Source organism: Pseudomonas sp. GOM6 (genome assembly GCF_029537485.1).
Lineage (GTDB): Bacteria > Pseudomonadota > Gammaproteobacteria > Pseudomonadales > Pseudomonadaceae > Aquipseudomonas.
Map to the genome: position 1 here is coordinate 124107 of NZ_JARPUS010000010.1, position 25367 is coordinate 149473.

Consider the following 25367-nt stretch of genomic DNA (forward strand, 5'->3'; position numbering starts at 1 on the left):
AAGGATCTATTGATGTTGCCGCGTGCCCGTTTACTGTGCCTCGCCAGCCTACTTTGTGCTGGCTCTGCTGCTGCTCTTGAGTTGCCCATGCCGCCACCTGGCGAGGATATTGTTGGCCAGGTTCAGGTCGTCAAGGCACGCTACGAGGACACGTTCGCTGACTTGGGCTCAGCCAATGATCTTGGCTATCTGGAAATGGTCGCAGCAAACCCCGGTGTTGACCCCTGGTTGCCCGGGGAAGGCGCAGAGATAATTCTGCCCACTCGCTTCATCCTGCCGCCAGGGCCGCGTGAAGGCATTGTTATCAACCTTGCTGAGTACCGTCTTTACTACTTCCCAAAAGGGCAGAACGTAGTCCATACCTTCCCCCTCGGAATCGGTCGTGAAGGCTGGGGCTCACCCATTGCCAATACCTCGATTATCGCCAAAACCCCCAACCCCGGTTGGACGCCGCCGGCTTCGATTCGTGCCGAGCATGCAGCGGAAGGCGATCCTCTGCCTGCCTATGTACCGCCAGGACCGGACAACCCGCTTGGCCCGTTCAAATTTACCCTGGGCACGCCCGGCTACCTGATTCATGGCTCCAACAAGAAGTTCGGCATTGGCATGCGCGTCAGTCACGGTTGTTTCCGCATGCTCAATCACAATGTGCTTGAACTGGCCAAAATGGCACCCGTAGGAACCTCCGTACGCATTATCAACGAGCCCTACAAGTTCGGTATCAGTGGCGGGAAGATCTATTTGGAAGCTCATGAGCCTCTGAGTGATACCGGTGAGGCTTCTGTTGTGGATAAACACACAGCAGTGATCAATACACTGCTCAAGCGCGACGATGCTGTCGGCAACATGCGTCTCGACTGGGACATGGTGCGCGAGGTAGTAGCGGCCGAGGATGGCTTGCCGATTGAGATTGCCGTCCCACAGCAGTCTTTGGTCAGCCAGGACGTACCTCTCGATATCTAACCTGCAAAACTCAAAGGCCCGCCGAAGAGGAGCACTCTCGGCGGGCCTTTTTGTATGCGCAATAAAAAAGCCGATCCGGAATCCGGATCGGCTTTTCAAAGCCTGAGCAAGGATTACTTGCGGCTGGCTTTTTCCAGCATGCGCAGAGCGCGCTCGTTGGCTTCGTCAGCAGTCATCTGAGCTTTCTGAGCGGCAGCCAGAGCCTCGTCGGCTTTGCGGTAGGCTTCGTCAGCACGAGCCTGAGCGCGGGCAGCAGCGTCTTCAGTAGCGGTCAGACGAGCTTCGGTTTCTTTGGATACGCTGCTGCAACCGGTAGCCAGAACAGCGGCCAGGGCCAGAGCGGAGAGTTTCAGAGCGTTGTTCATCGTATTCCCCTTAAGGTGGACTTTCCATGAAAGGCAATTTCCCGAACGCGGGAAATTAGCCGGGCACATACTACCCGTTACTTTTAGTAAGTAAACTGAGCCGACGCAAGTCGGAGAACTTTTTTTTCAGGCGTACAGGATTACGGATTCCCGCTGTTTAAAAAACATACAGCCGTGCCGATTCATACCTTTGGTCGCGCCCTCTAGAGCGCATGGCTAGCCCAACGCCAGCTTGTTAAGATCGCGCCGCAGTCATGCCTACGCTCACCTAATAAGGATGTTTGGATGTCGAAGCTCATCAAGTGGGGTTTAGTACTTGTTCTGGCGATTGCATTGCTGATCAAGGTCTCCCTCTGGTTATCGGTGCGTTCGATCATGAATGATGCGGTGGCCAAGCTCTCACCCTTTATGCTGATCAGCTATGAGGGGATTACTTCATCGTTCGATGGGAGGGTCGGTGTAGAAGGGCTCAAAGCTCGCCTGCCGATGTTCGATGATGAAGTGCGTGTCGCCCATGCCGAACTGAAGTTCGACGGACTGCGAAGCCTGCTGGCATTCAAGGAAAAACTGGCCGAAGGCAAGTTTCCGGAGCAGATGGCGGTCAATCTCAAAGGCCTTGAAATTGATGTGCATGGTCCGCTGATGGAGTTGATCCACAGCGCGCCACAGGAAAGAAATCTGTACTCAGCCTTGTCCAGTGCGGCTTGTGGTCGTTCCAGCATCATCGGCGTCGATGAGTTGCTGGATATGGGCTATCGGACGCTGGAAACAGACAGCCACTTCTCTTATCTCTTTCAGCCCGGCGCACAGACGCTGACGTTCAGTTTGAACGCCGATACCCGTGATATGGGGGATTACCGCATCAGTCTATCGCTGGCCAACATGTCGGATAAGCCAGGTGATTTACGTGCAAACCCGCCACGGGTGTCGAGTATTACCCTGGAGTTCAATGACAACCAATACTTGCGCAGGGTCAATGAGTACTGTGCGGCCAAGCTTGGTCTGTCGAAGGATGAGTACCTACAAACCGCCATCGAACATTTGGACAGCTCTTTGCGAGCCCAGCGCATAGCCCTGGATTCTGCCCTTCTGGATGCTCTGAAAAATTATTACGCAGACCCGCAGGCACTGCGCATCGAGCTTGCCCCGAGTGAGGGGGCAGCTTTGGATGGGCTGCAGTTTTTTGAGGAGTCAGATGTTATTGCTATGCTGCGACCTGTTTTGTTGGTCAATCATCAAGCCGTATCGCCACTGGGCTTCACCTGGGTTGAACCCGTCAAAACCGCTCGGATGGATCCAAACGAGCTGGTCAGAGCTGAAACTCAGCCAGAAAATAACCAGACGCAGTATGAGTTTGTCAGCGTTGCCAGCCTTCGCGATCATGCGGGCAAACGGCTACAGTTCATTACCTATGACGGCACTTACTATCAGGGTGTGCTGCACAAGGTCGAAAACGGAAAGGTTTATCTCAGTGTCCAGTTTGGGGCGGGGTCGGCTGAAATGTTTCTTCGCTTGGAAAAGATAGATAAGGTACGGGTTCTGCTTTAAGAACCGTTGAGGAGATGAAATGAGCGCGGGGTTGTCCATTCACCACGATCAGGCTGGCCATCAGTTCGAGACTGTTGTCGATGGTCATCGTGCCTATCTGGCCTATATGGATCTGGGCAAGCAAACGCTCGATATCTACCGGACATTCGTACCCAATGCTTTGCGCGGGCAGGGTATTGCTGCCGCACTGACCGAACAGGCTTTGGAGTACGCAGAGTCCATGGGATACACGGTCATTCCGTCCTGCTCCTACGTCGAACGCTACTTGGAGCGCCGTCACCGGCACCCAGCTAAGCATTGATAAAGCGTCAGACAAAAACGCCGGGCATAGCCCGGCGTTTTTTTGCGTCTATCACTAGGTGCGCTGACGTGCCGGCAGTACATCCTTGAGTTTGCTATGCATGCTGCGCAGGGTCTTCTCAGTGGCCTCCCAGTCGATGCAGGCATCCGTGATGGAAACTCCGTACTTAAGGTCGCAGAGATCCTTGGGGATAGACTGATTGCCCCATCCCAGATGGCTCTCCACCATCAGGCCGACGATCGAGTTGTTGCCTTCAAGAATCTGGTTGGCCACGTTTTCCATGACCAGTGGCTGCAGTGCCGGATCCTTGTTGGAGTTGGCATGACTGCAGTCGACCATGATGTTCGGGCGAATTTTCGCCTTCGCCAGCTCCTGCTCGCAGACTGCAACGCTGACCGAATCGTAGTTGGGCTTGCCATTGCCACCGCGCAGTACAACGTGACCATAGGCATTGCCCTTGGTGGTAACGATGGATACGCCGCCTTCCTGATTGATGCCGAGGAAACGGTGCGGGCTGGACACCGATTGTAATGCGTTGATGGCCACGGTCAGGCCGCCGTCGGTTCCGTTCTTGAAGCCGACGGCCGAGGACAGACCGGAAGCCATTTCCCGGTGTGTCTGAGACTCGGTAGTGCGGGCGCCAATGGCAGACCAGCTGATCAGATCCTGCAGGTACTGAGGGGAGATCGGATCCAGTGCCTCGGTGGCAGTTGGCAGCCCCATCTCTGCCAGATCAAGCAGAAGCTTGCGACCAATATGCAGGCCGTCCTGGATCTTGAACGAGTCGTCCAGGTAGGGATCGTTGATCAGGCCTTTCCAGCCGACGGTGGTGCGCGGCTTTTCAAAGTACACACGCATCACCAGAAACAGGGTGTCCGACACTTCAGCGGCGAGGACCTTCAGGCGCTCGGCGTACTCATGAGCAGCCTTGATGTCGTGGATGGAGCAGGGGCCCACCACAACAAAAAGGCGATGGTCTTTGCCATCGAGAATGTCACGGATAACCTGGCGGCCATTGGCGACAGTGCGCTGGGCGGCTTCGGTCAGGGGGATTTCGCGCTTGAGCTGCGCCGGCGTGATCAGGGTTTCGTTGGAGGAAACGTTGAGATCGTCAATCGGTAAATCAGCCATCGTGGTACTCGTCAGGTCACGGGAGCCGAGCGCCTCTGGCGGGCGAAATCTGTGGGCGCAGCGGGGGACGGGAACCTTAACGCGTTCCGGGGCCGCTAGACAATGGCCGCACTAATGGAAATGGCCCTGAGGGAAGTCGGCAGCGTGCATCGAGATCCATTCACGGGCAATGTTTTCGAGTTCCAGTGAACAGCCCATTTCCTGTTCACGCTGATGGCGATAGTGCTCGATCTGGCAGACCTGTTCGACCATCCGGGCACGAAACAGGGTTTCTTCATCAATGAAAGCAATGCCCACCAGGTAGCCTTCACTGAGCTTGCGGCACCAGGCAACCACACCCGGATAGCGCGCTTGTTCGCCGAGCAGGGGGATGCGCAACTCCACTGCCGTACCTTTGCGAAAGCCTTTCTCGGAATTGCATGCCACTCCGCCCAGGCTGATATTGTGTAGCCGCTGCCGGGGCAGAAAAGCATGTTTACGCTGAACCAGTTCTACCGGCATGTCGCTTGGGTGACGCAAAAAACGTCGCATTTCGAATACTCCGGATGCCATGCCTTTGACATCACTGACGAACAGTATAGTGCCCTGTCTCGAACTGACAGATTTCGACGCCGACCGCCTGTTGTTGGATCTGCCAGGGAGAAGCCTGCTCATATTTACCAGCATAGGCTGTGCCAGCTGCCGCTGGGCCCGGCTAAAGCTACCAACCATGCCGTTAGCGGTTGAGCGCTTGTGCTGGGTGGACGCCGCTGAGAACGGCGGCTTGGTGCGGCGCTATGGGGTGTTTCATCTGCCCAGCCTGTTTTTGATCGAGCATGGCCAATTTCTTGGCGCTATTGCCTCCCGCTTGTCTCCAGACGAACTCTCCGTGGCTCTGGAGCTGGCACAAACCCGAGAACCTGAGGAGTTGCCCTGATGCAGGAGTCACGTCGACCGCGTATCGGAATCATTGGCACCGGTGCCATTGGCGGTTTCTACGGCCTGATGCTGGCGCGGGCCGGCCATGATGTGCACTTTCTGTTGCGCAGTGAGTACGCCGTGATTGCCGAGCGCGGCCTTCAACTCAACAGTGCCGTTCACGGCCAACTGCATCTGCAGCCCGTGCAAGCCTGGAATAGTGCGGATGACATGCCGCCATGCGATTGGCTGCTGGTTGGTGTTAAAACCACGGCCAATGCCGAACTTGCACCGCTCATTGCCCGCTTGGCAGCGCCCAACGCGAAAGTTGTGTTGCTGCAAAACGGCTTGCAGGTGGAGGAACAACTGCGACCGCTTCTGCCTGACTCGCTGCATCTGCTGGGTGGGCTGTGCTTTATCTGCACGCACCGCAGTGCCCCAGGGATTATCGAGCACCAGGCATTGGGCGCGGTCAATCTCGGTTATCACTCTGGCCCGGATGCATCATCGGAGACCGCTCGGCGTCTGGTGGAGGAGGGCGTCGCGCTGTTTCGTTCGGCAGGCATCGAGTCGACGGCGATGGATGACCTGACCAGCGCTCGCTGGCAGAAGCTGGTCTGGAATGTGCCTTATAACGGCTTGTCGGTGTTGCTTGATGCAGGCACAACGAGGCTGATGGCTAATATCGATAGCCGCCAGCTGATCGAAGACCTCATGCAGGAGGTGATGCAGGGCGCTGCCGCTTGTGGCTACAGTTTGCCGGCCGACTATCCCCGTCAGCTTCTGACGGCCACGGAGCGCATGCCCGACTATCTGCCGAGCATGTACCATGACTTTGCCCATAAGCGCCCCCTGGAGCTTGAGGCTATCTATGCCGCGCCCTTGGCAGCGGCTGCCGCGGCCGGGTGCGAGCTGCCCAAAATGCGCATGCTGCTGCAAGCGCTGCGCTTTATCGACGCAAGCTGAGGTGCTCATGAGCAAAGGGCTTGGTGACAAACTGGTATTGGCCATTTCCTCTCGGGCGCTGTTCGACCTGAGTGAAAGCCATCGAGTCTACGAAAGCGAAGGCGTCGAGGCTTATCGTCAGTATCAGATCGATCACGAAGATGAGGTGCTGGCCCCGGGGGATGCATTTCCCTTGGTGCAGAAGCTACTCGCGCTCAATACTCAGTTGGAGCTGGCACGCGTAGAAGTTGTGCTGGTGTCACGCAACAGCGCCGACACTGGCCTGCGGGTGTTCAATTCAATCCAGCATTATGGCCTGGGGATTTCCCGGGCGGCGTTTGTGGGTGGGCGCAGCCCTTACCCCTATCTGGCGGCATTCGGCAGCCACCTATTCCTTTCCACTCACGCAGAGGATGTGCGCAGCGCTCTGGATGCGGGCTTTGCCGCCGCAACCATTCTGTCCGGGGGCGCGCATCGTGCGGCCAGTGCCGAACTGCGCTTCGCGTTCGATGGTGACGCGGTGCTGTTCTCTGACGAGTCCGAGCGGGTCTACCAGACTGGCGGACTGGAGGCCTTCCAGAGTCACGAGAAGGCCTCTGCGCGCGAGCTGCTTGGTGGCGGCCCTTTCAAGCCTTTCCTCTATGCTCTGAATCGCCTGCAGCGGGAGTTTTCCGAGGTCCTTTGCCCTATCCGCACGGCCCTGGTTACCGCGCGTTCGGCTCCAGCCCATGAGCGGGTCATTCGCACCCTGCGCGAATGGGATATTCGCCTCGATGAGTCGCTGTTCCTTGGTGGCCTGGACAAGGCAGCCTTTCTCGAGGCCTTTGCTGCCGATGTGTTCTTCGATGACCAGCCAGGCCATTGCGAGAAAACCCGCGAAGTGGTCGCCACCGGGCATGTGCCCCACGGGGTGAGCAACGAGTTGCAGCCTTAAGCCAACGCCTGGCCCTTACCCTCGCTGCTAAGCTCTCAGCAAGGCCGCTACTGGGTTGCCTGGGAGGCCATCATGTTGCGCTCGATTCTCTACGCTACCGACCTGGGACTGTATGCCCCTTATGTGCTGCAGCACGCACTGTCACTGGCTCGGGCTTTCAATGCCGAGTTGTATGTTGTGCATGCTGTTGAGCCGCTGGGGTTGTTCGCCGAGTCGGTCCTGCAAACCTATCTGGATGAAAGCACGCTGCAGGAGTTACGCAGCAACGGGCTTGCCACCGTGATGGCCAGCATTGAGCAACGTGTACTGGAAGGCTTCTGTGACGAGATGGGGGAGGCGCACCAAGACATGCAAATGATCCGTAACGTACGGGTGGCGCAAGGCGATCCGGCACAGGTGATCCTAGATGAAGCCCGGAAACTCGGGGTCGATCTGCTGGTCGTAGGGAGTCATAGCCACGGCGCTGCTCAGGACATTCCGCTGGGGAGAACGGCGGCGCGCTTGCTGCAGCTTTCGGAGACGCCGGTGTACTTGGTGCCCATGTTGCAACATCGCTAAGCGTGCCTGTTGGCAGTCGTTAGACGAACGGCATGCATGGCTCTGGAAATCGTCTAGTTTTATATTTCAAACCATAGATATGGTTATATGGCTGTGCTGTGAAATTCAGCCAGCGACTATCTGCTTTGAGGGACACCTATGAAGCTGCAGCAATTGCGCTACATCTGGGAAGTGGCGCACCACGATCTCAACGTCTCTGCCACCGCGCAGAGCCTTTATACCTCGCAGCCAGGCATCAGCAAGCAGATCCGACTGCTCGAAGACGAGCTAGGCGTCGAAGTATTTGCCCGCAGTGGCAAGCACCTGACCCGTGTCACGCCGGCCGGCGAGCGGATCATCACCACCGCAGGTGAAATCCTGCGCAAGGTTGAGAGCATTAAGCAAATTGCCCAGGAATTCTCCAACGAGAAGAAAGGCACGCTATCCATCGCCACCACCCACACACAGGCACGCTATGCGCTGCCTCCGGTGATCAGCAGCTTCATCAAACAGTACCCGGAAGTAGCACTGCACATGCACCAGGGGACGCCGATGCAAATCGCCGAAATGGCGGCAGATGGCACCGTGGATTTCGCCATTGCTACCGAGGCGCTGGAGCTGTTTGGCGATCTGGTCATGATGCCGTGCTATCGCTGGAACCGGTGCGTGATCGTGCCGCAAGGGCACCCGCTGACCAAGCTGCCGAAGCTGAGCCTGGAGGCCTTGGTGGAACACCCGCTGGTGACCTACGTGTTTGGTTTTACCGGTCGCTCCAAACTGGATGAAGCCTTTAGCCATCGTGGCCTGACGCCCAAGGTGGTGTTCACTGCGGCCGACGCCGACGTCATCAAGACCTATGTGCGCCTTGGGCTTGGCGTGGGCATCGTGGCGCGCATGGCGGTAGACGAAAAGCTCGACAATGACCTGGTAGTCCTCGACGCCAGCGATTTGTTCGAAGCGAGTGTGACCAAGATTGGTTTCCGTCGCGGCACCTTCCTGCGCGGATTCATGTGCGACTTTATTGAGAAGTTTGCCCCGCACCTAACACGAGAAGTTATGAGCAAGGCTGTGCAATGTCATAGCAAGGGCGAGTTGGACGAGCTGTTTGAGGGAGTGGACCTCCCCACGTATTGATTGCAAAAAAGAGCCCGGCAATGCCGGGCTCTGACTTTCAACTCTTGGCAATCACGTTGCCGGCGTGCAGGCCGCACTCTTTCTGAGTTTCTTCTTCCCACCACCAACGCCCTTCGCGTTCATGCTGATTGGGCAACACTGGGCGTGTGCATGGCTCGCAGCCAATACTGATGAAGCCGCGCTCATGCAGGCTGTTATAAGGCAGTTCTAGCATGCGGATATAGGCCCAGACCTCTTCGCTGCTCATCTGTGCCAGCGGATTGAACTTGTACAGCGGCTTGTCCGGTGTGGAAAAGGCGCTATCGACTTCGATCACGTTTACATGGCTGCGGGTGCCGGGGCTTTGGTCACGGCGCTGGCCGGTGGCCCAGGCTGTGACCGTGCTCAGCTTGCGCTTGAGCGGCTCGATCTTGCGGATGCCACAGCACTCGCCGTGGCCATCCTTGTAGAAGCTGAACAGGCCTTTTTCACGCACGAACTCCTGCAATTTATGCGCGTCCGGGCTCATCACTTCGATGGATATGCCGTAGTGCTCGCGGACCTTTTCGAGAAAGCGATAGGTCTCCGGGTGCAGTCTGCCGGTGTCCAACGTGAATACCTTGACCTGCTTATTGAGCTTCCAGGCCATATCCAGCAGGACCACATCTTCGGCACCGCTAAAGGAGATCCACAGATCATCGCCGAAGTGCTCGAAGGCCAGCTTGAGAATTTCCTGAGGGGATTTGTTGGCGTAGCTCGCAGCCATTTCGGCGGCATTGAAAGTTGGGCTCATCGGGCAGGCTTCCTGGTCGGCGGCGCTGAAGCGCTCTGTGGCCGGCGATGTTAACAAAGATGCCGATATGCTGATAAATAACTAAATAGGAGTTCGACTACTGCTCTCCGATATAAGCGACGCGTTGCGCAGCCTTTGGGGACTCGCTAGAGTGCCGGCTCTCTTCTCTCAGACTGCTAGGAGTCGCCCGTGGAAATCGCCTGCCTCGACCTCGAGGGTGTACTGGTTCCGGAAATCTGGATCGCCTTCGCCGAAAAAACCGGAATCGAAGCGCTCAAGGCCACTACCCGGGACATTCCCGACTACGACGTGCTCATGCAGCAGCGCCTGCGCATTCTCGATGAGCATGGCCTGAAGCTGAAGGATATTCAGGAGGTCATCGCCACGCTTAAGCCGCTGGAAGGCGCTGTTGAGTTTGTCGACTGGCTGCGCGAGCGCTTCCAGGTCGTGATTCTGTCCGACACCTTCTACGAGTTCTCCCAGCCGCTGATGCGTCAGCTGGGCTTCCCGACGCTGCTGTGCCACAAGCTGATTACCGACGAAACCGATCGTGTTGTCAGCTACCAGCTGCGTCAGAAAGACCCCAAACGCCAGTCGGTCATTGCCTTCAAGAGCCTCTACTACCGGGTGATTGCCGCAGGTGACTCCTACAACGACACCACCATGCTCAGCGAAGCTCACGCCGGCATTCTGTTCCATGCGCCGGAAAACGTGATCCGCGAGTTCCCGCAGTTTCCGGCAGTGCACACCTATGAAGACCTCAAGCGCGAGTTCATCAAGGCATCCAATCGCGAGTTGAGCCTGTAAGGCTTCGCTCAGACAAAAAAGCCCGCTGCGATGCGGGCTTTTTTGTGGCGGATATGGGTCACATGCCTTCGAGGGTTTTGAGCAGTACCTGGATCTTGGTCAGCGACTCCTGGTACTCGGCTTGCCAATCCGAGTCCGCCACGATGCCGCCGCCGCCCCAACAACTGACTACGCCATCCTTGATCAGCAGGCTGCGAATGGCTATGGAGCTGTCCAGTTCACCGCGTACATCAAGATAGAGCAGGGAGCCGCAGTAAGGGCCGCGGCGTGTGGGCTCCAGTTCATCAATGATTTGCATCGCGCGGATCTTGGGAGCACCCGTGATGGAGCCGCCAGGAAAGCTACTGGCCAGTAGATCCAGAGCATCCTTGTTCGGCGCCAGCTCGCCGGTAACTGCACTGACCAAATGGTGCACGTTCGGATAGCTTTCCAGCGCGAACAGCTCTGGCACCCGAACCGAGCCAATCCGACAGCTGCGGCCCAGGTCGTTGCGCAGCAGGTCGACGATCATCAGGTTCTCGGCGCGATCCTTTGGGCTGCTCAGCAGCGCTTCGGCTTGTGCGTGGTCGTCATGCGCTGTGATCCCGCGCGGGCGTGTGCCCTTGATCGGGCGGGTTTCGACACGGCCCTGGCTGACCTTGAGAAAGCGCTCCGGCGACAAACTGAGGATGGCATCGCCGTTTTCCAGGCTCAGAAAGCCAGAAAAGGGTGTGGGGCAGGCCTGGCGCAACTTTAGGTAAGCGATCCACGGATCGCCGCTGCAAGGAGCCTGAAAGCGTTGCGCATAATTCACCTGGTAGCAGTCGCCAGCTTTGATATAGGCCTGTATGCGCTCGATAGCCTGCTGATAGGTCCGTGCATCTTGATTGGCCTGAAAGGGCTGCGCGAGATGAAAGCCGGCGGACCCCGCTGCAGGAGCCGCATCAAAAAGCTCAATCAGTCGCTGCCGTTCGGCAGGAGGCAGTGCTGGATGGAACATAAGCTGGCTGGTCTGGCGCTGGTGATCGCTGATCAGGGCCCAGGTGTAGAGGCCGAGCTGTGCTTCAGGCAGTTGCAAATCGTCGACAGCATGTTGAGGCAGTGCCTCTAGATGACGGCCGAAGTCATAGCTGAGGTAGCCCAGCAACCCGCCGGTAAACGGTAGCTCGCAACCGCCAGGTGCCTCGCTATGCCCAAGTTGGTTCAGTCCATGACGTAGCCGCTGGAAGAAGCATTGCGCAGTCTCCCCATCAGCGACCTGAAAACGCTCCTGCGGCCAGGCGCTGACCAGGTCGTAACGCCCGCGTTCGGCGTGGGGGCGGCCTGCATCCAGCAGTATGGCGCCCGGTGCGTGGCGAACTCTGGCGAAATAATCGGCAGGGTCGGCACGATAGGGGAGGCGATGAAGCTGGCAAATGCTCATGGCGGTTAACTATGGGAGGGTGTGGCGATTGTAGGTGGATGTCGATGTCGTCATGCAACGAAAAAAGCCCGGCCTGGGCCGGGCTTTTTGTCTGCACGACTTTAGTCGTTCTTGCTCTTCACGTGGCCGAACAGTTGCTGGGAAAAGTGCACGCGCTCATCCGCCGTTTCCTGCTTGCCGGTTTTGGCCAATTCGGCGAGATGAGCCTCGACGGCGTGAGCGCGGTGGGTGAGGCCGCAGTCATTGGCGATCTGGATATTCAGACCCGGACGGGCATTAAGCTCCAGGATCAGTGGGCCTTTCTCGACATCCAGTACCATGTCGACACCGATATAGCCGAGGCCGCACAGCTCGTAGCAGCCGGCAGCCAGCTTCATGAAGCCGTTCCAGTTCGGTAGCTGTACGCCATCAACCGAGTTGGTGGTGTCAGGGTGTTTGCTGATCTTGTTGTTCAACCAGGTTCCGCGCAGGGTCAGCCCAGTGGCAAGGTCCACGCCGACACCGATGGCGCCCTGGTGCAGGTTGGCCTTGCCGTTGGACTGGCGGGTCGGCAGGCGCAGCATGGCCATGACGGGGTAGCCCATCAGCACGATGATGCGGATATCCGGCACGCCTTCGTAGCTGATGCTCTTGAAGATCGGGTCCGGAGTCACCCGGTACTCGATCAGGGCGCGGTCTCGATGCCCACCCAGGGAATAGAGGCCCGTCAGAATGCTGGAAATCTGGTGCTCGATTTCCTCGTGACTGATGATCTTGCCCGAGACCGTCTTGAAGCGATCCTCGAAACGGTCGGCAACCACCAAGATGCCGTCGCCACCGGCGCCCTGAGCGGGCTTGATCACGAAGTCGCTGCGGCCACCGATAATCTCGGAGAGCTTGTCGATCTCCTTTTCGGTGGAAATGATGCCGTACATTTCAGGCACATTGATGCCGGCAGCCAGCGCACGTTCCTTGGTGATGATCTTGTCATCCACGATGGGATACAGGTGACGCTTGTTGTACTTGAGCACGTAGTCCGCGTTGCGGCGGTTGATGCCCATGATGCCCTTGGCTTCCAGAGCCTTCCACGTCTTGATCATGCCAAACATGGCTCAGTCCTTCAGAAAGGCTTTGAAGCGGAACAGTTCGGTCAGGCGGTAGCCGCGGTAGCGACCCATGGCCAGCATAAAGCCCACCAGAATCAGCAAGACAGCCGGGAAGGTAAAGACGAAGTAGCTCAGTTCCGGCACGCTCATCAGCAGGTGTGCCAGCGAAGCAGCAAACAGGGTACCTACGGCGACCTTCATGGCATGGCTGCCACCGCGCTCTTCCCAGGTGATGGACAGGCGCTCGATGGTCATGGTCAAGATGACCATCGGGAACAGGGCGACCGAAAGACCGCGCTCAAGACCCAGCTTGTGGCTGAACAGGCTGATGGTGGCAATCAGCACCACTACGAAAGTGAGCACGACAGACAGGCGCGGCAGCATTTGCAGCTTCAAGTGCTCAAGGTAGGAGCGCAGCATCAGGCCCAGTGCGGTAATGATGGTGAAGAAGACAATACCGTAGCCCAGCTGCATTTCGCGGAAGGCGAGGGCGATCAGCACGGGGGTGAAGGTGCCCAGGGTCTGCAGGCCTACCAGATTGCGCAGCACCAGAATCACCAACACGCCGATTGGGATCATGACCATGATCATGAAGGTCTGCTGGGTCTGCAGCGGCAGGCCGTACAGAGAGTACTCGAGGAAGTCGACGTCAGTGTTTTCGTCGGTCAGCTTGGCCAGGCGGATGGCGTTCATTTCACTGTTATTCAGGGTGAAGCTGACCTGCGCCTTCTTGCCGCCATCAATACTGATCAGTGGCTCGTCACCGGTCCACCACACTACGCGATCGGCCGGCAGGCCCTGCTGGCCGGTTTCAGGATTGAAATACAACCAGTTCTCGCCATTGAAACTACGCAGCCAAAGCTCCGGGCTTTGCTGGATCTCGGTGGCCAGGCGAATGGTATGCACACGCTCCATCGGCACATGCGCGATGGACAGCAACAGGTCGATAACCTTGGCCTTGTTGGCAGAGGAGGCATCGCCGCCAAGCAGTAGCTTCACGTTGTCATCATTGACATTGTTCACACGCTTGATGGCTTCGCTGATGAAGGTTTCAACATCCGCAGAATGCTGACGGATGGGGGCTAGCAGGGCTTCGGCGGCAATTTTCTCTGCGCCTTCCACCTCGATGCTGTCGCGGAAGATAGGGCCTTTGGCCTTGGCGGGCTCACCGCTGTAGCGCTTGGTCAGCACCAGGCGGTAGTAGAGGGTTTGTTTGCCGTTGGCACGTCGGGCCGACCAGGTCAGCTTGCGGTTGCCGTCGATGCGGTTGACGCTCACGCCATAATTATTGGAGATGAAGCTCTCATTGAGGCTCACGTAGTCCTGGTTAAGCGGTGGCACGAACATCTGCACCTTCACCGGCTCACGCGGGTTGGCCTGAAATTCGACCTTGGCGTCGATATTCCACAGGTCGTCAGTCTCATCTTCGGTCACCGGAATGCCGAGGATGAAGATCTGGTATGCCGTGATCAGAACGCCCAGCGTCACCAGCAGGGTGATGAGGACTTTCAGATGCAAAGTGAGAGAGCGCATGAGAGTTACTCGGCAGAGTTTGCGTCAGAGGAGCAGCCGGGTTTGCCGGCAGCGTATTTGAGGCTGGGGTCGACCACTGCATCCAGGCGTTTGAGCGCCTCGGAGCCGATCAGCAGCGGGTACTGGAACGCACTGCGGTCGGTCAGGTTGACCTCTATAGTGTGATGGGTTTGGCCCATGCATACAGATAATTCAATCACCGGGCGGGCGGTGTAACTCTTTCCGCTTTCCGCATCATAGTCGCCAGCACGACGCTTGATTTTGCTGATTCGAGCCAGTGGTCGCTCAATAGGTTTCTCGTGAGCATCATCGATCGCCAGGTAAAAGCGTACCCACGTCTCGCCATCGCGCTTGAAACGCTTGATATCTCGAGCACTCAGCGAGGCGGTCTTGGCGCCGGTATCGAGCTTGGCAGCCACTTCAAGATTGAGGTCGTCCAGCCGGACATATTCATTCAGGCCATAGACAGTCTTGTCGGCAAAACTTAGGCCGGGAAGAAGGCTGCAGCTGAATAGGAGGACGGAGGGCTTGAGTCGCATAAATCCTTGTACGGTCGCGTCGTCGGGCGGCAGCGGGCAAACAGCCGGCAGATGGAGTCTAGCAGGCTCGGCGCAATGATTGGCCGGTAGAAGCGGGCGGCATTCTAGCATGGGCTTTTTCTGGCTTAACAGCGGCTTAAGAGCGTTTCTGCAGGTTGTTTAAGCGGTTGTGCGCTCGGCTAGTCCTCGGCATATTGTCAACAGTACGAATCTTTTGGTTGACCAGAATGGCTGATCTGCGTATTTTTTCGCCATCAAATGGCTTGCGTGTCGACAATATGCCTGAGCACCTCGAAATCGACAAAATCACCCCGGACGATACGGAAACCCTTTCCGAACATGTGTTCCGCAGCATCCAGGCGGCTATCGTGCGGGGAGATATTGCTCCCGGCAGCAAGATCTCCGAGCCTGAGCTGGCACGTACCTATGGCATCAGTCGCGGCCCGCTGCGCGAGGCTATTCACCGCCTGGAAGGTCAGAAGTTGCTGGTGCGCGTACCCCATGTCGGTGCGCGGGTCGTGTCACTGAGCCATGCCGAGCTCATCGAGCTCTATGAAATACGTGAGTCACTGGAAGGTATGGCCTGCCGCTTAGCCGCCGAGCGCATGAGTCACGCTGAAATTGGAGAGCTGCGCCGCGTGCTTGACCTGCATGAGCAGGACGCCGCCTTCAAAGCCGGCGTCGGTTACTACCAGCAGGAAGGCGACTTCGACTTTCACTACCGCATTATCCAGGGCAGTGGCAATCAGACCCTGGCGCGCATGCTGTGTGGCGAGCTGTACCAGCTGGTGCGGATGTATCGCCTGCAGTTTTCCGCGACCCCCAACAGACCGCATCAGGCCTTTGCCGAGCATCATCGCATTCTCGATGCCATTACCGAGCGTGACGGCGAGTTAGCCGAACTGCTGATGCGCCGGCATATCGCCGCCTCCAAACGCAATATCGAACGCCACTACCTGGCCGCGCAACAGACCGGGCAGGGCGCCGCTCCTAAACCATCGAAATCCCGAGGTGAGTCATGACCCAAGCCACTCCCGGCCAGCGTTTCCGCGAAGCCATCGCCAGCGAACATCCGCTGCAGGTGATCGGTGCGATCAACGCCAACCATGCGTTGCTGGCCAAACGCGCCGGCTTCAAGGCCATCTATCTATCCGGTGGCGGGGTGGCAGCCGGTTCCCTGGGACTGCCGGACCTGGGTATCAACACGCTCGATGACGTGCTCACCGACGTGCGCCGCATCACCGATGTCTGCGACCTGCCGTTGCTGGTCGACATCGACACCGGCTTCGGCCCCAGCGCCTTCAATATCGAGCGCACGGTAAAGAACCTGATCAAGGCCGGCGCCGCCGCCGCCCACATCGAGGACCAGGTTGGCGCCAAGCGCTGCGGTCACCGCCCAGGCAAGGAAATCGTCTCCACCGAGGAGATGGCCGACCGCGTCAAGGCCGCTGCCGATGCCAAAACCGACCCCAACTTCTTCCTGATCGCCCGCACTGACGCGATCCAGGCCGAGGGCGTGGATGCCGCCATCGAGCGCTGCCTGCGCTACGTCGAGGCCGGTGCCGATGCGATCTTCGCCGAGGCTGCCTACGACCTGCCGACCTACGAGCGCTTTGTGAAAGAGCTGAATGTACCGATCCTGGCGAATATCACCGAGTTCGGCGCCACTCCGCTGTTCACGCGCGACGAACTGGCCTCGGTCGGCGTGGCCATCCAGCTCTACCCGCTGTCCGCCTTCCGCGCCGCCAACAAGGCTGCCGAAGCCGTCTACACATCTATCCGCCAGAACGGTCACCAGAAAGATGTTATCGACATCATGCAGACCCGCATGGAGCTGTATGACCGCATCGGCTACCACGCCTTCGAGCAAAAGCTCGACGCTCTGTTCGCCGCGAATAAAAAGTAATCGAGCCTTAAAAAGAACAAGATTGAGGAGACTCCGATGAGCACGCCTGAGACCACCACCGGCTTCAAACCCAAGAAATCCGTAGCCTTGTCCGGCACGGCCGCCGGCAACACCGCCCTGTGCACCGTCGGCCGCACTGGCAACGACCTGCATTACCGCGGCTATGACGTGCTCGACTTCGCCAACCGCTGCGAATTCGAGGAAATTGCCCACCTGCTGGTGCACGGCAAGCTGCCGAATGTTGCTGAACTGGCTGCCTACAAGGCCAAACTCAAGGCCCTGCGCGGTCTGCCGGCTGGGGTCAAGGTCGCGCTGGAGCAGCTGCCGCCTTCCGCTCACCCGATGGACGTGATGCGCACCGCCACTTCCGTGCTCGGCTGCCTGTCGCCTGAGAAGGAAGACCACAACCATCCGGGCGCCCGCGACATCGCCGACAAGCTGATGGCTTCCCTGGGTTCCGCACTGCTGTACTGGTACCACTTCAGCCACAACGGCAAGCGCATCGACGTGGAAACCGACGACGACTCCATCGGCGGTCACTTCCTGCACTTGCTGCATGGCGAAAAGCCCCGCGCATCCTGGGTGCGCGCCATGCACACCTCGCTCAACCTGTACGCCGAGCACGAGTTCAACGCCTCGACCTTCACCTCGCGCGTGATCGCGGGCACCGGCTCCGACATGTACTCCTGCATCACCGGCGCCATCGGCGCGCTGCGCGGCCCGAAGCATGGCGGTGCCAACGAAGTGGCCTTCGAGATCCAGAAGCGCTACGACAACCCGGACGAGGCCGAGGCCGACATCCGCGCCCGCGTCGAGAAGAAGGAAGTGATCATCGGCTTCGGCCACCCGGTCTACACCATCGCCGACCCGCGCAACAAGGTGATCAAGGAAGTCGCTCAACAGCTGTCCGTCGAGCAGTCCAACACCAAGATGTACGACATCGCCGAGCGCCTGGAAACCATCATGTGGGACATCAAGAAGATGTTCCCCAACCTCGACTGGTTCAGCGCCGTCAGCTACCACATGATGGGTGTGCCCACCGCCATGTTCACTCCGCTATTCGTCATCGCGCGCACCGCAGGCTGGTCCGCCCATGTCATCGAGCAGCGCATCGACGGCAAGATCATTCGCCCGAGCGCCAACTACACCGGCCCGGAAGACCTGAAGTTCGTCGAACTCAAGGACCGCAAATAAATGAACAAGCTCTACCGTGAACGCCTGGCTGGCACAGACCTGGATTATTTCAACGCCCCTGCGGCGGTGGAGGCGATCCAGGCCGGCGCCTGGGCCAAACTGCCCTACACCAGCCGCGTGCTGGCCGAGCAACTGGTGCGTCGTTGTGAACCGGAATTGCTGATACCCGCACTGGAGCAGCTGATCCACCGCAAGCGCGATCTGGACTTTCCCTGGTACCCGGCGCGCGTGGTCTGTCATGACATTCTCGGCCAGACCGCGCTGGTCGATCTGGCTGGCCTGCGTGACGCCATCGCCGAACAGGGTGGCGACCCGTCCAAGGTCAATCCGGTGGTGCCGACCCAGCTGATCGTCGACCACTCGCTGGCCGTGGAGGCCCCGGGCTTCGATCCGGACGCCTTCGAGAAGAACCGCGCTATCGAGGATCGCCGCAACGAGGACCGCTTTCACTTCATCGAGTGGACCAAGACGGCGTTCAAGAACGTCGATGTGATTCCGGCTGGCAACGGCATCATGCACCAGATCAACCTGGAAAAAATGAGCCCGGTGATCCAGGCGCGCGGCGGCGTGGCCTTTCCCGATACCTGCGTCGGCACCGACTCGCACACCCCCCACGTCGACGCCCTGGGCGTGATCGCCATCGGCGTAGGCGGCCTGGAAGCCGAAACCGTAATGCTTGGCCATCCGTCGATGATGCGCCTGCCCGACATCGTCGGCGTCGAGCTGACAGGCAAGCGCAAGCCCGGCATCACCGCCACCGACATCGTCCTGGCCATCACCGAGTTCCTGCGCAAGGAGCGTGTGGTCGGCGCCTATGTCGAGTTCTTCGGCGAGGGGGCGGACAGCCTGTCGATCGGCGACCGCGCGACCATCTCCAACATGTGCCCGGAATATGGCGCCACCGCCGCGATGTTCTACATCGACGGGCAGACCATCGACTACCTCAAGCTGACCGGCCGCGAGCCGGAGCAGGTGGCTCTGGTCGAAAACTACGCCAAGACCTTGGGGCTGTGGAGCGATGCGCTGCAGACCGCCGAGTACGAGCGCGTGCTTAGCTTTGATCTGAGCAGCGTGGTGCGCAACCTGGCCGGCCCGTCCAACCCGCACAAGCGTCTGCCGACTTCCGCTCTGCAGGAGCGCGGCATCGCCGACGAGGCCAAGCTGGCCGCGGCCAAGGCCGAGGAGGCCCAGGGCCTGCTGCCGGACGGCGCGGTGATCATCGCCGCCATCACCAGCTGCACCAACACCTCCAACCCGCGCAACGTGGTCGCCGCCGGCCTTCTGGCGAAGAAGGCCAACGAGCTGGGCCTGGTACGCAAGCCCTGGGTCAAGACGTCCTTCGCCCCGGGCTCCAAGGTGGCCAAGTTGTATCTGGAAGAAGCCGGCCTGCTGCCGGAACTGGAGAAGCTCGGCTTCGGCATCGTCGCCTATGCCTGCACCACCTGTAACGGCATGTCCGGTGCGCTGGATCCGGTGATCCAGCAGGAAATCATCGACCGCGACCTGTACGCCACCGCCGTGCTCTCCGGCAACCGCAACTTCGACGGTCGCATCCACCCCTACGCCAAGCAGGCCTTCCTGGCATCGCCACCGCTGGTGGTGGCCTACGCCATCGCCGGTACCGTGCGCTTCGATATCGAACAGGACGTGCTGGGCACCGACAAGGCCGGTAACCCCATCACCCTGAAAGACCTTTGGCCGAGCGACGAGGAGATCGACGAAATCGTCGCGTCCAGCGTCAAGCCGGAGCAGTTCAAGCAGATCTACATCCCGATGTTCGATCTGGGTAGCGTGCAGGAAGCGGAAAGCCCGCTGTACGACTGGCGCCCGATGTCCACCTACATCCGTCGTCCGCCGTACTGGGAAGGCGCCCTGGCCGGTGAGCGCACGCTGAAAGGCATGCTGCCGCTGGCGATCCTGCCGGACAACATCACCACCGACCACCTGTCGCCGTCCAACGCCATCCTGATGGACTCGGCCGCCGGCGAGTACCTGCACAAGATGGGCCTGCCGGAGGAGGACTTCAACTCCTACGCCACCCACCGCGGCGACCACCTGACCGCGCAACGTGCGACCTTCGCCAACCCGCAGCTGGTCAACGAGATGGCGGTGGTCGACGGACAGGTGAAGAAGGGCTCGCTGGCCCGCGTCGAGCCGGAAGGCAAGGTCATGCGCATGTGGGAAGCCATCGAGACCTACATGAACCGCAAGCAGAACCTGATCATCATTGCCGGTGCCGACTACGGCCAGGGATCTTCGCGCGACTGGGCAGCCAAGGGCGTGCGTCTGGCCGGTGTGGAAGTGATCGTGGCCGAAGGCTTCGAGCGCATCCACCGCACCAACCTGGTCGGCATGGGCGTGCTGCCGGTCGAGTTCAAGCCGGGCACCACCCGTTTGACCCTCGGCCTCGACGGTACCGAGACCTACGACATCAAGGGCGACGTGTCGCCGCGCTGCGACCTGACCCTGGTGGTCAATCGCCGCAATGGTGAAGTGGTCGAAGTGCCGGTGACCTGCCGTCTGGACACCGCTGCCGATGTCAGTGTGTACAAGGCCGGCGGCGTGCTGCAGCGCTTTGCCAAGGACTTCCTCAAGGGCGAAGTCGCCTGAGGCCAGGGCTGCCCCTCACCCGGTGGGAGAGGGGCAGCCACTCTCTCTACCGGCTGTAGCCCGGGCGGCACCTCAGATTCTCCGGATTTCATCCGGGCTACTTCCATCATTCAGCCAGGACGCAACCATGGCTCATCAACCTCAGATCAAAGTTCCCGCCACCTATATACGGGGCGGTACCAGCAAGGGCGTGTTCTTCCGCCTGCAGGACCTGCCGCAGAGCTGTCAGATACCGGGCGCGGCCCGCGACCAGCTGTTCATGCGCGTGATCGGTAGCCCCGACCCGTACTCGGCGCATATCGACGGTATGGGCGGTGCCACCTCGTCGACCTCCAAGTGCGTAATCCTGTCCAAGAGCAGCCAGCCCGATCACGATGTCGACTACCTCTACGGCCAGGTTTCCATCGACAAGGCTTTCGTCGACTGGAGCGGCAACTGCGGCAACCTGTCCACCGCCGCTGGCGCTTTCGCCATCCATGCCGGCCTGGTCGATCCTGCGCGGATCCCCGAGAACGGTGTGTGCGTGGTGCGTATCTGGCAGGCCAACATCCAGAAAACCATCATCGCCCATGTGCCGGTGAGCAATGGTCAGGTGCAGGAAACCGGTGATTTCGAGCTGGACGGGGTGACCTTCCCGGCCGCCGAGATCGTGCTGGAGTTCATCGATCCGTCCGATGATGGCGAGGGTTCGATGTTCCCTACGGGCAATCTGGTCGATGACCTGGACGTACCGGGCGTCGGCACCTTCAAGGCGACCATGATCAGCGCCGGCATCCCTACCGTGTTCGTCAACGCCGAGGACATCGGCTACCAGGGCACCGAGCTGCGCGAAGCCATCAATGGCGATCCGGCGCAGCTGGCGCGCTTCGAGCAGATTCGCGTGGCCGGCGCACTGCGCATGGGCCTCATCAAAACGGCGGAGGAAGCAACAACCCGCCAGCACACGCCAAAGATCGCCTTCGTGTCCCCGCCCAAGAGCTACCAGGCCTCCAGCGGGAGGGAAGTGAGTGCGGGTGACGTCGACCTGCTGGTGCGCGCGCTGTCCATGGGCAAGCTGCACCACGCGATGATGGGCACCTGTGCAGTGGCTATCGGCACGGCGGCGGCCATTCCCGGCACCCTGGTCAATCTGGCTGCTGGCGGCGGCGAGCGTGAGGCAGTGCGTTTCGGCCACCCATCCGGCACCTTGCGAGTAGGGGCCCAGGCTCAGCTGGTCGATGGCGAGTGGACGGTAACCAAGGCGATCATGTCGCGCTCGGCGCGGATACTGATGGAAGGTTGGGTGCGCGTGCCAGGCGACTCATTCTGAATCTCAAAAGCTAGAAAAGGCTCGAACTTGGCGAGCCTTTTCTCGTTGACTCAATGGATTACAACACTTACTTCAGGCGGCGCTCGACACCTTTTTCCACCAGAATCTTGGCGGAGATCTCTTCGACGGAGAAATGCGTGGAATTGATGAAGGGCATGTTCTCGCGGCGGAACAGGTTTTCCACCTCACGCACCTCGAACTCGCACTGGGCAAAGCTGGCATAGCGACTATTGGGTTTGCGCTCATGCCGGATAGCGGTGAGGCGGTCAGGATCGATGGTCAAACCGAACAGTTTGTGTTTGTAGGGTTTGAGTGCATTCGGCAACTGCAGGCGTTCCATGTCTTCTTCGGTCAGCGGGTAGTTGGCTGCGCGAATGCCGTATTGCATGGCCATGTACAGACAGGTTGGCGTCTTGCCGCAGCGCGAGACCCCAACCAGGATCAGGTCAGCCTTGTCGTAATAGTGGGTACGGGCACCGTCATCGTTATCCAGGGCAAAGTTGACGGCCTCAATGCGCTCCATGTAATTACTGCTGCTGGCGATGGAATGCGATTTGCCTACCGAGTAAGAGGAGTGCTCGTTCAGTTCGGCTTCCAATGGCGCCAGGAAGGTCGAGAAAATGTCGATCATGAAGCCTTCGGACTGACCCAGAATGTCGCGAATCTCATGATTGACCACGGTATCGAAGATAATCGGCCGTGCGCCGTCCTTCTCGGCCGCATTATTGATTTGCTGTACCATGGCGCGCGCCTTGTCCACGCTGTCTATATAGGGGCGTGTGAGCTTGGTGAAGCTGATGTTTTCGAACTGGGCCAGCAGGCTCTGGCCCAGGGTTTCGGCCGTAATACCAGTGCCATCAGAAATAAAGAAAGCGGTTCGTTTCATTTGCGCCAAAGGCCTTAAGTCAGGAGCGATTCTTGGCTATCATAGGACCCCTTTGCCGGGCCCGTACTGGCTGGCATTGTGACTTATTTCCTTGCGGCAAGGCCAGGCTGGTCGGGCCAAGTACAGTGGAGAGTTCACCTTGGTTGAGTACGTAGTTTCCCTCGATAAGCTCGGCGTCCACGATGTGGAGCATGTAGGGGGCAAAAACGCATCCCTGGGCGAAATGATCAGCAACCTGGCAGGTGCTGGCGTCTCGGTTCCCGGTGGTTTCGCCACTACCGCCCAGGCCTACCGTGACTTTCTTGAGCAGAGCGGCCTGAATGACCGCATCCATGCCGCTCTCGATACGCTGGACGTGGATGACGTCAATGCCCTGGCCAAAACCGGCGCGCAAATCCGTCAGTGGGTCATGGAGGCCGAATTCCCCGAGCGCCTGGATCGCGAAATCCGCGAGGCCTTTGCTCTCATGGCCGGTGGTAACGACAACATGGCTGTCGCCGTGCGTTCTTCGGCCACTGCAGAAGACCTGCCTGATGCCTCTTTTGCCGGCCAGCAGGAAACTTTCCTGAACATCCGTGGCGTGGATAACGTGATTCGCGCCGCCAAGGAAGTGTTCGCCTCCTTGTTCAACGATCGCGCCATTTCCTACCGCGTGCACCAAGGCTTCGATCACAAGCTGGTCGCCCTGTCTGCCGGCGTGCAGCGCATGGTGCGCTCGGAAACCGGCACCGCCGGCGTGATGTTCACCCTGGACACCGAATCCGGCTTCCGCGACGTGGTATTCATCACCGGCGCCTACGGTCTCGGTGAAACCGTGGTGCAAGGCGCCGTCAACCCTGACGAGTTCTACGTTCACAAATCCACCTTGCAGGCTGGGCGCCCGGCGATTCTGCGCCGCAACCTGGGGAGCAAGGCGATCAAAATGGTCTATGGCGACGAGGCCAAGGCCGGCAAGTCGGTGAAAACCGTGGAAGTGGACCGCGCTGACCGCGCGCGCTTCTGCCTGACCGACGCCGAAGTCAGCGAACTGGCCAAACAGGCCATGATCATCGAGAAACACTACGGCCGCCCGATGGACATCGAGTGGGCCAAAGATGGCGACGACGGCAAGCTGTACATCGTCCAGGCCCGCCCGGAAACGGTGAAAAGCCGCGCTAGCGCTACCGTGATGGAGCGCTACCTGCTGAAAGAAAAAGGCACCGTACTGGTAGAAGGTCGTGCCATCGGTCAGCGCATCGGCGCCGGCAAGGTTCGGGTGATCCACGACGTCTCCGAGATGGACAAGGTACAACCGGGCGACGTGCTGGTCTCCGACATGACCGATCCGGACTGGGAGCCAGTGATGAAGCGCGCCAGCGCGATCGTCACCAACCGTGGCGGTCGTACCTGCCACGCGGCGATCATCGCTCGTGAACTGGGCATCCCGGCCGTTGTTGGGTGTGGCAATGCTACCCAGGTGCTGCAGGATGGCCAGGGCGTGACCGTGTCCTGCGCCGAAGGCGATACCGGCTTCATCTTCGAAGGCGAGCTGGGCTTTGATATTCGCAAGAACTCGGTCGATGCCATGCCCGAGTTGCCGTTCAAGATCATGATGAACGTCGGCAACCCGGATCGCGCCTTCGACTTCGCCCAGCTGCCCAACGAGGGCGTGGGTCTGGCCCGCCTGGAGTTCATCATCAACCGTATGATCGGTGTGCACCCGAAGGCGCTGCTGAATCACGCGGCCCTGCCGGCCGAGATCAAGGACAGCGTTGACAAGCGCATCGCCGGTTACAACGACCCCGTTGGCTTCTATGTCGAAAAGCTGGTTGAGGGCATCAGTACCCTGGCCGCGGCTTTCTGGCCGAAGAAGGTCATCGTGCGCCTGTCGGACTTCAAGTCCAACGAATACGCCAACCTGATCGGTGGCAAGTTGTACGAGCCGGAAGAAGAGAACCCGATGCTCGGCTTCCGTGGCGCCTCGCGCTACATCAGCGAATCATTCCGCGACTGCTTCGAGCTGGAATGCCGTGCACTGAAGAAAGTACGCAACGAGATGGGTCTGACCAACGTCGAGATCATGGTGCCGTTCGTACGTACTCTCGGCGAGGCCAGCCAGGTTGTGGACCTGCTGGCGGCCAACGGCTTGGCCCGCGGCGAGAACGGCCTGAAAGTCATCATGATGTGTGAGCTACCCTCCAACGCACTGCTCGCAGATGAATTCCTCGAGTTCTTCGACGGCTTCTCCATTGGCTCCAACGACCTGACTCAGCTGACCCTGGGCCTGGACCGCGACTCCGGCATCATCGCGCACCTGTTCGATGAGCGGAATCCGGCCGTGAAAAAGCTGCTGGCCAATGCGATTGCCGCCTGCAACAAGGCGGGCAAGTACATCGGCATCTGTGGTCAGGGGCCGTCCGACCATCCAGATCTGGCCAAATGGCTAATGGAGCAGGGTATCGAAAGCGTCTCCCTGAACCCGGACTCGGTCTTGGAAACCTGGTTCTTCCTGGCCGAAGGCCAGCAGGCCTGAGCGCAAGCCCGTCAGTAACAAGGGCGGGGTTCAACCCGCCCTTTTTTGTGCGTGATC

Annotated in this window: 24 protein-coding genes; 15 read left to right on the forward strand and 9 right to left on the reverse strand. The window is 59.3% G+C overall.

Going from position 1 to position 25367, the window contains the following annotated elements; all coding sequences use genetic code 11:
* Positions 1-12 precede the first annotated feature (12 nt).
* Positions 13-963 (forward strand): L,D-transpeptidase family protein, encoded by a 951-nt coding sequence (locus tag P7A97_RS13490; RefSeq protein ID WP_277690470.1) that lies wholly within the window; start codon positions 13-15, stop codon positions 961-963.
* A gap of 113 nt (positions 964-1076) precedes the next feature.
* Here P7A97_RS13490 and P7A97_RS13495 read toward each other — a convergent pair whose 3' ends face one another.
* Entirely contained in the window at positions 1077-1328 is a 252-nt protein-coding gene (locus P7A97_RS13495; RefSeq protein ID WP_277690471.1) for an Lpp/OprI family alanine-zipper lipoprotein, read from the reverse strand.
* 285 nt (positions 1329-1613) lie between these two features.
* On the opposite strand from P7A97_RS13495, the gene P7A97_RS13500 reads away from it, so the two are divergent.
* Both P7A97_RS13500 and P7A97_RS13505 read left to right on the forward strand, forming a co-directional pair.
* Positions 1614-2876 (forward strand): hypothetical protein, encoded by a 1263-nt coding sequence (locus tag P7A97_RS13500; protein ID WP_277690472.1) that lies wholly within the window; start codon positions 1614-1616, stop codon positions 2874-2876.
* Between the two features lie 19 nt (positions 2877-2895).
* On the forward strand, positions 2896-3177 hold the full coding sequence (locus tag P7A97_RS13505) for a GNAT family N-acetyltransferase (RefSeq protein ID WP_277690473.1): 282 nt from the start codon (positions 2896-2898) through the stop codon (positions 3175-3177).
* A 54-nt stretch (positions 3178-3231) separates the two neighbouring features.
* Here the strand turns inward: P7A97_RS13505 and P7A97_RS13510 are convergent, their stop codons facing one another.
* Both P7A97_RS13510 and P7A97_RS13515 read right to left on the reverse strand, forming a co-directional pair.
* Positions 3232-4308, reverse strand: a complete 1077-nt coding sequence (locus P7A97_RS13510; protein ID WP_277690474.1) for a 3-deoxy-7-phosphoheptulonate synthase — start codon at positions 4306-4308, stop codon at positions 3232-3234.
* Between the two features lie 111 nt (positions 4309-4419).
* Positions 4420-4839 (reverse strand): PilZ domain-containing protein, encoded by a 420-nt coding sequence (locus tag P7A97_RS13515; protein ID WP_277690475.1) that lies wholly within the window; start codon positions 4837-4839, stop codon positions 4420-4422.
* Positions 4840-4858: 19 nt separating this feature from the next.
* Here P7A97_RS13515 and P7A97_RS13520 point away from each other — a divergent pair, with 19 nt between their 5' ends.
* From P7A97_RS13520 to cysB, 5 genes are all read left to right on the forward strand, one after another.
* Complete coding sequence (locus tag P7A97_RS13520; RefSeq protein ID WP_277690476.1) at positions 4859-5224, forward strand: thioredoxin; 366 nt, start codon at positions 4859-4861, stop codon at positions 5222-5224.
* Entirely contained in the window at positions 5224-6171 is a 948-nt protein-coding gene (locus P7A97_RS13525) for a putative 2-dehydropantoate 2-reductase (RefSeq protein ID WP_277690477.1), read from the forward strand. The genes P7A97_RS13520 and P7A97_RS13525 overlap by 1 nt, the downstream gene beginning before the upstream one ends.
* A 7-nt stretch (positions 6172-6178) precedes the next feature.
* A complete protein-coding gene (locus P7A97_RS13530; protein ID WP_277690478.1) occupies positions 6179-7084 on the forward strand; it encodes a 5'-nucleotidase in 906 nt (301 codons plus the stop codon).
* A gap of 72 nt (positions 7085-7156) precedes the next feature.
* Positions 7157-7642, forward strand: a complete 486-nt coding sequence (locus P7A97_RS13535) for a universal stress protein (protein ID WP_277690479.1) — start codon at positions 7157-7159, stop codon at positions 7640-7642.
* A gap of 138 nt (positions 7643-7780) precedes the next feature.
* The gene (gene cysB / locus P7A97_RS13540) at positions 7781-8755 is read left to right on the forward strand and encodes an HTH-type transcriptional regulator CysB (RefSeq protein ID WP_277690480.1); all 975 of its coding nucleotides are present in this window, start codon (positions 7781-7783) and stop codon (positions 8753-8755) included.
* 37 nt (positions 8756-8792) lie between these two features.
* Here cysB and P7A97_RS13545 read toward each other — a convergent pair whose 3' ends face one another.
* On the reverse strand, positions 8793-9527 hold the full coding sequence (locus P7A97_RS13545) for a phosphoadenylyl-sulfate reductase (RefSeq protein ID WP_277690481.1): 735 nt from the start codon (positions 9525-9527) through the stop codon (positions 8793-8795).
* 189 nt (positions 9528-9716) lie between these two features.
* Here P7A97_RS13545 and thrH point away from each other — a divergent pair, with 189 nt between their 5' ends.
* Positions 9717-10334 (forward strand): bifunctional phosphoserine phosphatase/homoserine phosphotransferase ThrH, encoded by a 618-nt coding sequence (gene thrH / locus P7A97_RS13550; RefSeq protein WP_277690482.1) that lies wholly within the window; start codon positions 9717-9719, stop codon positions 10332-10334.
* Positions 10335-10392: 58 nt separating this feature from the next.
* Here thrH and pabB read toward each other — a convergent pair whose 3' ends face one another.
* The 4 genes from pabB to P7A97_RS13570 form a co-directional block, all read right to left on the reverse strand.
* Entirely contained in the window at positions 10393-11736 is a 1344-nt protein-coding gene (gene pabB / locus P7A97_RS13555; RefSeq protein ID WP_277690483.1) for an aminodeoxychorismate synthase component I, read from the reverse strand.
* A gap of 101 nt (positions 11737-11837) precedes the next feature.
* On the reverse strand, positions 11838-12824 hold the full coding sequence (locus P7A97_RS13560; RefSeq protein WP_277690484.1) for an alpha-L-glutamate ligase-like protein: 987 nt from the start codon (positions 12822-12824) through the stop codon (positions 11838-11840).
* A 3-nt stretch (positions 12825-12827) separates the two neighbouring features.
* On the reverse strand, positions 12828-14354 hold the full coding sequence (locus P7A97_RS13565; protein ID WP_277690485.1) for an inactive transglutaminase family protein: 1527 nt from the start codon (positions 14352-14354) through the stop codon (positions 12828-12830).
* A 5-nt stretch (positions 14355-14359) separates the two neighbouring features.
* Positions 14360-14893 (reverse strand): ATP-dependent zinc protease, encoded by a 534-nt coding sequence (locus P7A97_RS13570; protein WP_277690516.1) that lies wholly within the window; start codon positions 14891-14893, stop codon positions 14360-14362.
* A 278-nt stretch (positions 14894-15171) separates the two neighbouring features.
* On the opposite strand from P7A97_RS13570, the gene P7A97_RS13575 reads away from it, so the two are divergent.
* The 5 genes from P7A97_RS13575 to prpF all read left to right on the forward strand — a co-directional run bounded on the left by P7A97_RS13575 (position 15172) and on the right by prpF (position 21912).
* Positions 15172-15915 (forward strand): GntR family transcriptional regulator, encoded by a 744-nt coding sequence (locus tag P7A97_RS13575; protein WP_277690486.1) that lies wholly within the window; start codon positions 15172-15174, stop codon positions 15913-15915.
* Entirely contained in the window at positions 15912-16799 is an 888-nt protein-coding gene (gene prpB, locus P7A97_RS13580) for a methylisocitrate lyase (protein ID WP_277690487.1), read from the forward strand. Before P7A97_RS13575 ends, prpB begins: the two co-directional genes overlap by 4 nt.
* A gap of 36 nt (positions 16800-16835) precedes the next feature.
* Complete coding sequence (gene prpC, locus P7A97_RS13585; protein ID WP_277690488.1) at positions 16836-17993, forward strand: 2-methylcitrate synthase; 1158 nt, start codon at positions 16836-16838, stop codon at positions 17991-17993.
* Positions 17994-20603: a Fe/S-dependent 2-methylisocitrate dehydratase AcnD gene (gene acnD, locus P7A97_RS13590; protein ID WP_277690489.1), complete on the forward strand. Its 2610-nt coding sequence runs from the start codon at positions 17994-17996 to the stop codon at positions 20601-20603.
* 127 nt (positions 20604-20730) lie between these two features.
* Positions 20731-21912 (forward strand): 2-methylaconitate cis-trans isomerase PrpF, encoded by a 1182-nt coding sequence (prpF, locus tag P7A97_RS13595; RefSeq protein WP_277690490.1) that lies wholly within the window; start codon positions 20731-20733, stop codon positions 21910-21912.
* A 67-nt stretch (positions 21913-21979) separates the two neighbouring features.
* On the opposite strand, the gene P7A97_RS13600 is transcribed toward prpF, so the two are convergent.
* Entirely contained in the window at positions 21980-22798 is an 819-nt protein-coding gene (locus P7A97_RS13600) for a pyruvate, water dikinase regulatory protein (RefSeq protein ID WP_277690491.1), read from the reverse strand.
* A gap of 139 nt (positions 22799-22937) precedes the next feature.
* Between P7A97_RS13600 and ppsA the strand changes: the two genes are divergently transcribed.
* Complete coding sequence (gene ppsA / locus P7A97_RS13605; RefSeq protein ID WP_277690492.1) at positions 22938-25310, forward strand: phosphoenolpyruvate synthase; 2373 nt, start codon at positions 22938-22940, stop codon at positions 25308-25310.
* Positions 25311-25367: the final 57 nt, after the last annotated feature.

Coding starts and splice junctions, on each gene's coding strand:
- P7A97_RS13490 (WP_277690470.1), top strand. CDS start 13: ATGTTGCCGCGTGCCCGTTTACTGTGCCTCGCCAGCCTACTTTGTGCT.
- P7A97_RS13495 (WP_277690471.1), bottom strand. CDS start 1,328: ATGAACAACGCTCTGAAACTCTCCGCTCTGGCCCTGGCCGCTGTTCTG.
- P7A97_RS13500 (WP_277690472.1), top strand. CDS start 1,614: ATGTCGAAGCTCATCAAGTGGGGTTTAGTACTTGTTCTGGCGATTGCA.
- P7A97_RS13505 (WP_277690473.1), top strand. CDS start 2,896: ATGAGCGCGGGGTTGTCCATTCACCACGATCAGGCTGGCCATCAGTTC.
- P7A97_RS13510 (WP_277690474.1), bottom strand. CDS start 4,308: ATGGCTGATTTACCGATTGACGATCTCAACGTTTCCTCCAACGAAACC.
- P7A97_RS13515 (WP_277690475.1), bottom strand. CDS start 4,839: ATGCGACGTTTTTTGCGTCACCCAAGCGACATGCCGGTAGAACTGGTT.
- P7A97_RS13520 (WP_277690476.1), top strand. CDS start 4,859: ATGCCTTTGACATCACTGACGAACAGTATAGTGCCCTGTCTCGAACTG.
- P7A97_RS13525 (WP_277690477.1), top strand. CDS start 5,224: ATGCAGGAGTCACGTCGACCGCGTATCGGAATCATTGGCACCGGTGCC.
- P7A97_RS13530 (WP_277690478.1), top strand. CDS start 6,179: ATGAGCAAAGGGCTTGGTGACAAACTGGTATTGGCCATTTCCTCTCGG.
- P7A97_RS13535 (WP_277690479.1), top strand. CDS start 7,157: ATGTTGCGCTCGATTCTCTACGCTACCGACCTGGGACTGTATGCCCCT.
- cysB (WP_277690480.1), top strand. CDS start 7,781: ATGAAGCTGCAGCAATTGCGCTACATCTGGGAAGTGGCGCACCACGAT.
- P7A97_RS13545 (WP_277690481.1), bottom strand. CDS start 9,527: ATGAGCCCAACTTTCAATGCCGCCGAAATGGCTGCGAGCTACGCCAAC.
- pabB (WP_277690483.1), bottom strand. CDS start 11,736: ATGAGCATTTGCCAGCTTCATCGCCTCCCCTATCGTGCCGACCCTGCC.
- P7A97_RS13560 (WP_277690484.1), bottom strand. CDS start 12,824: ATGTTTGGCATGATCAAGACGTGGAAGGCTCTGGAAGCCAAGGGCATC.
- P7A97_RS13565 (WP_277690485.1), bottom strand. CDS start 14,354: ATGCGCTCTCTCACTTTGCATCTGAAAGTCCTCATCACCCTGCTGGTG.
- P7A97_RS13570 (WP_277690516.1), bottom strand. CDS start 14,893: ATGCGACTCAAGCCCTCCGTCCTCCTATTCAGCTGCAGCCTTCTTCCC.
- P7A97_RS13575 (WP_277690486.1), top strand. CDS start 15,172: ATGCCTGAGCACCTCGAAATCGACAAAATCACCCCGGACGATACGGAA.
- prpB (WP_277690487.1), top strand. CDS start 15,912: ATGACCCAAGCCACTCCCGGCCAGCGTTTCCGCGAAGCCATCGCCAGC.
- prpC (WP_277690488.1), top strand. CDS start 16,836: ATGAGCACGCCTGAGACCACCACCGGCTTCAAACCCAAGAAATCCGTA.
- acnD (WP_277690489.1), top strand. CDS start 17,994: ATGAACAAGCTCTACCGTGAACGCCTGGCTGGCACAGACCTGGATTAT.
- prpF (WP_277690490.1), top strand. CDS start 20,731: ATGGCTCATCAACCTCAGATCAAAGTTCCCGCCACCTATATACGGGGC.
- P7A97_RS13600 (WP_277690491.1), bottom strand. CDS start 22,798: ATGAAACGAACCGCTTTCTTTATTTCTGATGGCACTGGTATTACGGCC.